We start from the raw sequence: 8,283 nt of genomic DNA on the forward strand, positions 1-8,283 counted from the left end.
GGTCCAGCCAGTCGTCCAGGCCGGGCACCCGCGGGTACCAGGTCATCGCCGCGTAGTCGGCGTCGCGGACGGCGACGTAGCCGCCGGGTCTCGTCACGCGGCGCATCTCGCGCAGTGCCCGCACGGGGTCGCCCACGTGCTGCAGCACCTGGTGGGCGTGGACGACGCAGAAGGTGTCGTCCGGGTACTCCAGGGCGTGCACGTCCGCCACCGCGAAGTCGACGTTGGACAGCCCGCGCTCACCGGCCGTGGCCCGGGCCCGCTCCAGGACGCCCGCCGCCCGGTCGACGCCGGTGACGTGCCCGTCGGGGACCAGTTCCGCGAGATCGGCGGTGATGGTGCCCGGGCCGCAGCCGATGTCGAGGATCCTCATACGGGGCTCGAGCGAGCCGAGCAGGTAGGCAGCGGAGTTGGCGGCGGTGCGCCAGGTGTGCGAGCGCAGCACGGACTCGTGGTGCCCGTGCGTGTAGACGGCCGTGTCCCGTTGCTTCGGCATGGCTGTACCCCTTCCCGTCGCCCGGCCCCGCGGGGCGGTACGGTCCACGGTACGCGCGCGTGCCGAATGGTGAGACCCGCGTTTCGCCATACGGGCTGACGGGGGGTCAGTTCCCGGGCAGCGGCCGGTACACGGTCAGCGCCTCCGGCAGCTTCTCCAGCCACACCTCGTCCTCCACCTCCGTCACCTCGCCGTCGTGGGCGAGGAGGGTGCCGGGCGCGATTCCGGTCAGGTGCAGCCGGCCGACCTGGACCGCGGCGTGGGCGGGGGAGCGGGTCAGCGGGCCCGCGAGGGCGGCGGACAGCAGGCGCAGGGCCGGCCTGGGGCCCCCGTGCACCACCCGGACGTCGAGCACCCCGTCGGCCAGGTCGAGCCGGCGGCCCGGGGCGAGCCCCATGCGGTGGTAGGTGCCGTTGCCGGCGAACAGCAGCCACAGCGGGTGGGGCCGGCCCTGGAACTCGGCCCGCAGCGGATGGCGGTCCGCGCGCAGCACCTTCAGGGCCGCCAGCACCCCGGCCGGCCAGCTGCCGATCCGGTCCGTCCACAGCTCCCGCTCGCGCACCAGCTCCGGGTACACGCCCAGGCTGAACGTGTTGAGGAAGACGCCCCGCTTGTTCCCGGACCGGAAGCTGGCCACGTCCACGCGCACGCCGTCCCCGTTCTCCAGGGCCCGGCTCAGGTCCCGTACGTCCTCCACGCCGAGGTCGTAGGCGAAGTGGTTGAGCGTGCCGCCGGGCAGCACCGCGAGCGGCAGACCGTGGCGCAGGGCGGTCTCGGCGGCCGCGTTCACGGTGCCGTCGCCGCCGCACACCCCGAGCACCCGGGCGCGGCCCGCCGCCTTCTCCAACTCGGCCGTGACGTCATCCGGTTCGCACTCGACGACCTCCGCCTTCGGCAGCGCGTCGCGCAGCGCACGGGCGCGGTCGGCGGTGCCCGAGCCGTTGTTGGCGACGAGCACCAGGCCCTCGCCGCCGGGCAGCGCCGGCACGTCGGCGCGAGGGCGGGCCGGCGGGGCGAGCTGGGCGCGGGTGGGCACGATGCCCCGTACGGCGAACGCGACGCCCGCGCCCAGGGCGACGCCGGCCAGTACGTCGCTGGGGAAGTGCACGCCGGTGTAGACGCGGGAGAGCGCGACCGACGCGGCGACCGGCGCCACCGCCGCGCCCCAGGCCGGGGATTCCAGGGCGACACCGGTCGCGAAGGCGGCGGCGGACGCGGCGTGCCCGGACGGGAAGGAGGTGGTGATCGGCTGCCGCTTGAGCCGCCGCACGAGCGGCACCGGGTCCAGCACCGGCCGGGGACGGCGCACCGAACGCTTGCCGAGCGTGTTGATGGTCAGCGAGGCCAGGCTCAGCGAGGCCAGGCCGCGGACCGCGGCGCGGCGGGCCCGCGGGGTGCGGCTCGCGACGATGGCGGCGGCCGCCGCGCACCACAGCACCCCGTGGTTGGCGCTGCGGCTCAGCCGCGGCAGTACGGGCTCGGCGCCGGGCCACCGGCGTTCGGCCACGAATTCGAACAGCCGGCAGTCCGCTGTCAGCAGGCGCTTCAGAACGGCGCGTGTGCCGGTTGCCGGGGCGGTGAGGTCGACGTCTGGGCTCATACGGGGACGGTTACCCTGAAGCAGCCGTTTCTTGTGTGTGGGGGGAAGCCGCCGTGTCCGCCGGGACAGGGCCGGCGGTGAGCGATAAGTGTTTGCCGCGGGGCCGGGGGCGGCCACAGAATGCGTGGCCATGGGACATCTGGAAGCCGCGCACCTCGAATACCACCTGCCTGACGGGAGGACGCTGCTCGGCGATGTGTCCTTCCGGGTGGGGGAGGGGGCCGTGGTGGCTCTCGTGGGGCCCAACGGGGCGGGCAAGACGACCCTGCTCCGGCTGATCTCCGGTGAGCTCAAGCCGCACGGCGGCACCGTGACCGTCAGCGGCGGCCTCGGCGTGATGCGGCAGTTCGTGGGCTCCGTGCGGGACGGGACGACCGTACGCGACCTGCTCGTGTCGGTCGCCCCGCCGCGCATCCGGGAAGCAGCCCGCGCCGTCGACGAGGCCGAGCACGCCCTCATGACGGTCGACGACGAGGCCGCCCAGCTCCAGTACGCGCAGGCGCTGGCCGACTGGGCGGAGGCGCGCGGCTACGAGGCCGAGACGCTGTGGGACATGTGCACCACCGCCGCGCTCGGCGTGCCGTACGACAAGGCGCAGTGGCGGCAGGTGCGCACCCTCTCCGGAGGTGAGCAGAAGCGGCTGGTGCTGGAGGCGCTGCTGCGCGGCACCGACGAGGTGCTGCTGCTCGACGAGCCGGACAACTACCTCGACGTGCCCGGCAAGCGCTGGCTGGAGGAGCGTCTGGGGGAGACCCGCAAGACGGTGCTGTTCGTCTCCCACGACCGCGAACTCCTCGCCCGTGCCGCCGAGAAGATCGTGTCGGTCGAACCCGGGCCGGCCGGCGCCGACGCCTGGGTGCACGGCGGCGGCTTCGCCACCTACCACGAGGCCCGGCGTGAACGCTTCGCCCGCTTCGAGGAGTTGCGCAGGCGCTGGGACGAGAAGCACGCCCAGCTGAAGAAGCTGGTCCTGAACCTCCGCCAGGCCGCCTCCGTCAGCCACGAGATGTCCTCCCGTTACCAGGCCGCCCAGACCCGGCTGCGCAAGTTCGAGGAGGCCGGCCCGCCACCGGAGCCGCCCCGCGAGCAGGACATCCGGATGCGCCTGAAGGGCGGCCGCACCGGCGTGCGGGCGGTCACCTGCGCGGGCCTGGAGCTGACCGGCCTGATGAAACCCTTCGACCTGGAGGTCTTCTACGGCGAACGCGTCGCCGTCCTGGGCTCCAACGGCTCCGGCAAGTCGCACTTCCTGCGGCTGCTGGCCGGCGAGGACGTGGCCCACACCGGGACGTACAGGCTCGGGGCGCGGGTGGTGCCCGGGCACTTCGCCCAGACCCACGCCCATCCCGAGCTGGAGGGCCGCACCCTCCTCGACATCCTCTGGAAGGAGTACTCCCAGGACCGCGGCGCCGCCATGTCCCGGCTGCGCCGCTACGAGCTGACCGGCCAGGCCGAACAGGCCTTCGATCGTCTCTCCGGCGGCCAGCAGGCCCGCTTCCAGATCCTGCTCCTGGAACTGGCCGGCGCCACGGCCCTCCTCCTGGACGAGCCCACCGACAACCTCGACCTGGAGTCGGCCGAGGCCCTCCAGGAGGGCCTGGAGGTGTTCGAGGGCACGGTCCTCGCCGTCACCCACGACCGCTGGTTCGCCCGCTCCTTCGACCGCTACCTGGTCTTCGGCAGCGACGGCAGGGTCCGCGAGAGCCCGGAACCGGTGTGGGACGAGCGACGGGTGGAGCGAGCGCGGTAGTCCGGGCCGTCACCTCCAGCGCAGGATCGCGCCCAGGCCGCCCGCCGGTACGTCCTCGTCGGCGGAAACCGCCGGGGCCAGTGACAGGGCCGTGGCGTCGGTGGCGACCGCCGAGCGGAGCAGGGCGTCGTCGGCGCGGGCCGGCCAGGAGTGCTGCTCGCCGAGGATCTTCAGTTCCGTACGGCGTACGGCCAGCTGGCCGGGGTCCTCGCCGACCCACACGTCACGGTGGTTCTCGGCGCCGTCCGGGCGGACGAGCAGTTCCTCCAGACGCTGCTCGCGGGCCGCCTCGACCAGCGCGGGCACGCCCTCGGCGGCGCCGGAGCGGCCCTCGTCGTCCGGGGCCCGGGCCGCCCGGAAGCGGTCCAGCTCGGCCTCGACCCGCCGGCGCACGTGCTCGGCGCGGATCTGCTCCACGTGCTCGTCCAGCAGCCGGCTGCCGGCACCGTGGGCGGCCTCCTCCACACGGCCGTGCAGCCGCTTGGGCAGCCGGTCGCGCACCTCGCGCCGCTCCCGGTCGTCACCGACCAGGACCAGCAGATCGGCCCGCGTCTCCTCCTGGCAGACGCTGAGCGCGTCGGCGATCTCCACCGCGTTGTGCTCCCAGGTGTTCTCCACCTTCAGCTGGAAGTGCCGCTCCGACCAGTCGGCGCTGCTCGTGCGGTGGATGGGCCACTGCTGCCCCACCACCGCGCCGGCCTTCTGCCGGCCCAGCGCGCTGCGCAGCTCGAAGTCCGCGCCCTTGCGGTCGACGTACGCCACGATCGCGACCGGGTCCTCGCCCGCCAGGTCCAGCAGCGGTCCGACGCGTGGCAGCGGCGCCCACGCGGCCCAGCTGCCGCCCTGCGGGGGACGCGCCAGCATGGGATCGAGCACGACGTTCCCGGCCCGCGCGAACAGGGCCCGCCCGTGCGGATCGGGGGAGTGGCGCAAGTCCTCGATCGCGGCCTCCACCGCCCGGCAGGTGGCCTCGTCCGCGCCCCGCTGCGACAGCTCCCGGACCATCGCCTGGGCCGTCAGGTGCACTTCACGGGCCGTGTCCTCCGTACGCCGGGAGGTGTCGACGTACACGGAGGCCCAGGGGCCCGGGTGTTCGTACAGTGGATTCAGGAAAGCGAGATCCATGGCTCCCTCCCGGAGGCCGTTCGGTGGCAGTGCACGCCGGGCGGGTACCCGGACCGCATGAACGAACACGACGAGCGGGGCAACGCCATGACCGGAGTCGACCCGGGCCGGCTGGACGACCAGCAGCTCATGAAGGAGCTGGAGACGATCCACCGCACGCGTCACGACACCCTGCTGTACGGCTCGAACGACGCGCTGCGCGCCCACAACGAACGCATGGCGCAGCTCGAGGGGGAGTACCTGCGCCGCAACCCCCGTCGCACGGTCGCCGCGGGCCGCACCCGCGAAGGGGCCCGGGAACGCGGATGCGGGGAGTCCGCGACTCCCCGCACCTGAAACGGCGTCCCGGGCGGTCCACCGGTCGTGTCCGCCGGCGCGCTTCCTGCGGCGCGTCGGCGGGCGCCACGCCCGGCGGCTACCCGCGGCCCTCCGCTCGGCCGTGGCCGGCCCCGTTCAGCCGGCCCTGCTCCCGGCCTTCTCGGCGAACACCTCCAGAAACGCCTCGCAGAACGCCTTCAGGTCGTCCGGCTTGCGGCTGGTGACCAGCTTGTTCGGACCGTTCCCGCAGATCTTCACCTGCTCGTCGACCCAGGTGCCGCCCGCGTTGCGGATGTCCGTCCGCAGGCTCGGCCACGAGGTCAGCTCCCGGCCCCGTACGACGTCCGCCTCGACCAGCGTCCACGGCGCGTGGCAGATCGCGGCCACCGGACGCCCCTGGTCGAAGAAGCCCCGTACGAACGCCACGGCCTTCTCGTCCATCCGCAGGAAGTCGGGGTTGGCCACGCCGCCCGGCAGGACGAGCGCGTCGAAGGAGTCCGGGGACGCCTCGCCGACGACCGCGTCCACCGGGAAGGTGTCCGCCTTGTCCAGGTGGTTGAACGCCTGGATCTCACCGGACTTCGTCGACACGAGCACGGTCTCGTGACCGGCGTCCTTCGCCGCCTTCCACGGCTCGGTCAACTCGACCTGCTCCACGCCCTCGGGAGCGGTCAGAAATGCGATGCGCATGGTGCTTCCACGTCCTTTCGTCGCCCGCCGACGGGCCCGGCCGGCCCCCGGCGCGCTTCTTCTCCGTCCTCGCGGCCACCGTCGGCGCCGGCGTCCTCACGTCCCTCACGGATCCAGCCGTCACGCCGGGACCTTCCGCCTTTCCGCACGGGCCCGCCCGGCGCGGCCCTACCCACGGTCCTCCCGGGCGGGCCGCTCGGTGTGCGTCAGCTCCTTCGCCAGCTCCTGCACATTGGCGTAGCGCGCCTTGCGCGGCAGCCGCTCCAGCGCCTCGACCAGCGCGTCCGGCGCGTTCTTGCCGCGCAGCACGCGGACCAGCTCGCCCGAACTCGCGGGAAAGGCGCTGCGGCCCAGGATTCGGGCCAACTCCAGGCGGACGGTCTCCAGGGACGCCCTCGAGCCGCCCGGCGCCACCGGTCCGCCCCAGACCTCCGGGTCGTCCTCGGCGGTCGGCTCCGGGTCGTGCCACTCCTCGCTCCGCGTGGGATGGCCGGACCTGAGCAGGCCCTGCAGCTCGTGCTTCATCTCATCGTCACGGTGGACACTCAGCCGGTCACTGCCTCGCTGCATGTCTCCCTCCAGATCGTCGGGGTGGCCCCCGCGTACCCGTGCACAGGGAGCCGACACGGGTTTTCCGGAGCGGGATGACACGGACGGGGGGGGCTCGCGGACTCCCCCCGGCGGCCGGGCGTTTGCGAGCGGAGACCGGGGGCAGGCGCAGTCCCAGTGCTTCGGACCGGAGGCACGTCCGTGCGAGCGGCGCCCGGCGCCGCCGCGTGCGCGGCCGGTCCGGACCGCGCCCGCGCACCCACGGTGACCGTCCACCCCAGAGCACTCCGAGGGAGCTGCGAGGCACCATGCGAACGCGAGCGAGCGCCAGGCACCACCCCCACGACGACGCCCCCGACACCGCCGAGGCCTTCCGCCGGCTCGCCGCGCTCCCGGCGGGGCCGCGGCGCGACGCCCTGCGCGACGAGATCGTCCGGGCCTGGCTGCCCATGGCCGACCGGCTCGCCGGCCGCTTCCGCAGCCGCGGCGAGAGCTTCGAGGACCTGCGCCAGGTCGCGGCCCTCGGCCTGGTCAAGGCGGTCGACCGCTACGACCCCGGGCGCGGCCACGCCTTCGAGAGCTACGCCGTCCCCACCATCACCGGTGAGATCAAGCGGCACTTCCGCGACCACATGTGGACGATGCACGTCCCGCGCCGGGTGCAGGACCTGCGCAACCGCGTCCGGTTCGCCGCCCAGGACCTCGCCCAGACCGTCCCGGGCCGCAGCCCCACCGTCGCCGAGATCGCCGAGCACGCCCACCTCGGCGAGGAGGACGTACAGGTCGGCCTCGAGGCGCTGGAGAGCTTCACCGCCCTCTCGCTCGACGCGGAGCTGCCCGGTGGCGAGGACGGCTACTCGCTCGGCGACTCCCTGGGCTCGCCCGACCCCGCGCTGGACACCGTGGTGGACCGCGAGGCCGTCAGGCCGCGGCTGGCGGCGCTGCCCGAACGGGAGCGGGCCATCCTGTACATGCGGTTCTTCGGCGACATGACCCAGAGCCGGATCGCCGAGCAGCTGGGCATCTCGCAGATGCACGTCTCCCGGCTGATCAACCGGTGCTGCGACCGGCTGCGGGACCAGGTGATGCGGGAGGGCGTGTAGCCGCCGCGCACGGCCGGGGGCGGGCCCGCGGGCGTCACCCGACAGGTGGTCCGTGTCCTGCGAATGGGGCCCTGCCGCGCGCGGCCCGCGAGGGCGGCGGCTGTGATGGGTGGAGAGGGCACGCACCCCGTGCCGTCCGCCGCCGTCGCTCCAAGGAGCCCCGCTCATGCGCCGTACCACCGCCCGCGCACTGCCCGTCGTCGTCCTGACCGGACTTATGGCGGGCGCAGCGGCACCGGCCGCCTCCGCGCACCCGGCCGCCCAGATCCACCGGCCGTACGCCCGTCAGCCCGGCGCGGAGGTCGCCCTCCCCGCCGACTGCGGTCCGGACGGCGCCGACGTCTGCCCCGCGGCGCCGTCCGGACCGTCCGGGGGCGCTTTCCCCGGCGGGGCGCCCGGGGCGCCCCCGGACCTCGCCCTTCCGGGCGCCCCGCAGGACCCCCTGCTGCGGGACACCCTCGCCGATGACTTCTTCCGCGCCCCGTCCCCGTCCTCGCAGGCCCCCTTCCGCGACCCCTTCCAGGACCCGGCCCCGCACGCCCCGTCGCGCCCCGCCCCCTCCTACGCCCCCGCCCAGGGCCAGGCCCCACGCGACCCCTCCTCCCATGCCCCGTCCCGGGGCCAGGCTTCCGGCGGCCCGTCCCGCGACGAC

The 8,283-nt window shown here is 74.5% G+C and carries 8 protein-coding genes and 1 pseudogene; 4 read left to right on the forward strand and 5 right to left on the reverse strand.

Annotation, left to right across the window (positions count from 1 at the left end):
* A partial coding sequence (locus tag RH94_RS45080) for a class I SAM-dependent methyltransferase (protein WP_234426158.1) occupies positions 1-496 on the reverse strand: 496 nt, incomplete at its 3' end.
* A 106-nt stretch (positions 497-602) separates the two neighbouring features.
* Positions 603-2,096: a bifunctional phosphatase PAP2/diacylglycerol kinase family protein gene (locus tag RH94_RS31350; RefSeq protein WP_073951724.1), complete on the reverse strand. Its 1,494-nt coding sequence runs from the start codon at positions 2,094-2,096 to the stop codon at positions 603-605.
* Positions 2,097-2,226: 130 nt separating this feature from the next.
* On the opposite strand from RH94_RS31350, the gene RH94_RS31355 reads away from it, so the two are divergent.
* Positions 2,227-3,846, forward strand: coding sequence for an ABC-F family ATP-binding cassette domain-containing protein (locus RH94_RS31355; RefSeq protein WP_073951725.1), 1,620 nt, complete (start codon positions 2,227-2,229; stop codon positions 3,844-3,846).
* Between the two features lie 9 nt (positions 3,847-3,855).
* Here RH94_RS31355 and RH94_RS31360 read toward each other — a convergent pair whose 3' ends face one another.
* The gene (locus RH94_RS31360; RefSeq protein ID WP_073951726.1) at positions 3,856-4,971 is read right to left on the reverse strand and encodes a baeRF2 domain-containing protein; all 1,116 of its coding nucleotides are present in this window, start codon (positions 4,969-4,971) and stop codon (positions 3,856-3,858) included.
* Between the two features lie 57 nt (positions 4,972-5,028).
* Here RH94_RS31360 and RH94_RS31365 point away from each other — a divergent pair, with 57 nt between their 5' ends.
* On the forward strand, positions 5,029-5,307 hold the full coding sequence (locus RH94_RS31365; RefSeq protein WP_073951727.1) for a DUF6158 family protein: 279 nt from the start codon (positions 5,029-5,031) through the stop codon (positions 5,305-5,307).
* A 117-nt stretch (positions 5,308-5,424) separates the two neighbouring features.
* Here the strand turns inward: RH94_RS31365 and RH94_RS31370 are convergent, their stop codons facing one another.
* Both RH94_RS31370 and RH94_RS31375 read right to left on the reverse strand, forming a co-directional pair.
* On the reverse strand, positions 5,425-5,979 hold the full coding sequence (locus RH94_RS31370; protein WP_073951728.1) for a type 1 glutamine amidotransferase domain-containing protein: 555 nt from the start codon (positions 5,977-5,979) through the stop codon (positions 5,425-5,427).
* A gap of 168 nt (positions 5,980-6,147) precedes the next feature.
* Entirely contained in the window at positions 6,148-6,549 is a 402-nt protein-coding gene (locus RH94_RS31375; RefSeq protein ID WP_073951729.1) for a DUF2795 domain-containing protein, read from the reverse strand.
* Between the two features lie 287 nt (positions 6,550-6,836).
* Between RH94_RS31375 and RH94_RS31380 the strand changes: the two genes are divergently transcribed.
* Both RH94_RS31380 and RH94_RS40965 read left to right on the forward strand, forming a co-directional pair.
* Positions 6,837-7,631, forward strand: coding sequence for an RNA polymerase sigma factor SigF (locus RH94_RS31380; RefSeq protein ID WP_073951730.1), 795 nt, complete (start codon positions 6,837-6,839; stop codon positions 7,629-7,631).
* A gap of 166 nt (positions 7,632-7,797) precedes the next feature.
* A pseudogene (locus RH94_RS40965) lies at positions 7,798-8,283 on the forward strand (hypothetical protein); the annotation flags it as partial.

Source organism: Streptomyces kebangsaanensis (genome assembly GCF_001906585.1).
Classification (GTDB): domain Bacteria; phylum Actinomycetota; class Actinomycetes; order Streptomycetales; family Streptomycetaceae; genus Streptomyces; species Streptomyces kebangsaanensis.

Excerpts from the sequence above, each read along its gene's own strand:
- RH94_RS31350 (WP_073951724.1), bottom strand. The coding sequence starts at position 2,096 with ATGAGCCCAGACGTCGACCTCACCGCCCCGGCAACCGGCACACGCGCC.
- RH94_RS31355 (WP_073951725.1), top strand. The coding sequence starts at position 2,227 with ATGGGACATCTGGAAGCCGCGCACCTCGAATACCACCTGCCTGACGGG.
- RH94_RS31360 (WP_073951726.1), bottom strand. The coding sequence starts at position 4,971 with ATGGATCTCGCTTTCCTGAATCCACTGTACGAACACCCGGGCCCCTGG.
- RH94_RS31365 (WP_073951727.1), top strand. The coding sequence starts at position 5,029 with ATGAACGAACACGACGAGCGGGGCAACGCCATGACCGGAGTCGACCCG.
- RH94_RS31370 (WP_073951728.1), bottom strand. The coding sequence starts at position 5,979 with ATGCGCATCGCATTTCTGACCGCTCCCGAGGGCGTGGAGCAGGTCGAG.
- RH94_RS31375 (WP_073951729.1), bottom strand. The coding sequence starts at position 6,549 with ATGCAGCGAGGCAGTGACCGGCTGAGTGTCCACCGTGACGATGAGATG.
- RH94_RS31380 (WP_073951730.1), top strand. The coding sequence starts at position 6,837 with ATGCGAACGCGAGCGAGCGCCAGGCACCACCCCCACGACGACGCCCCC.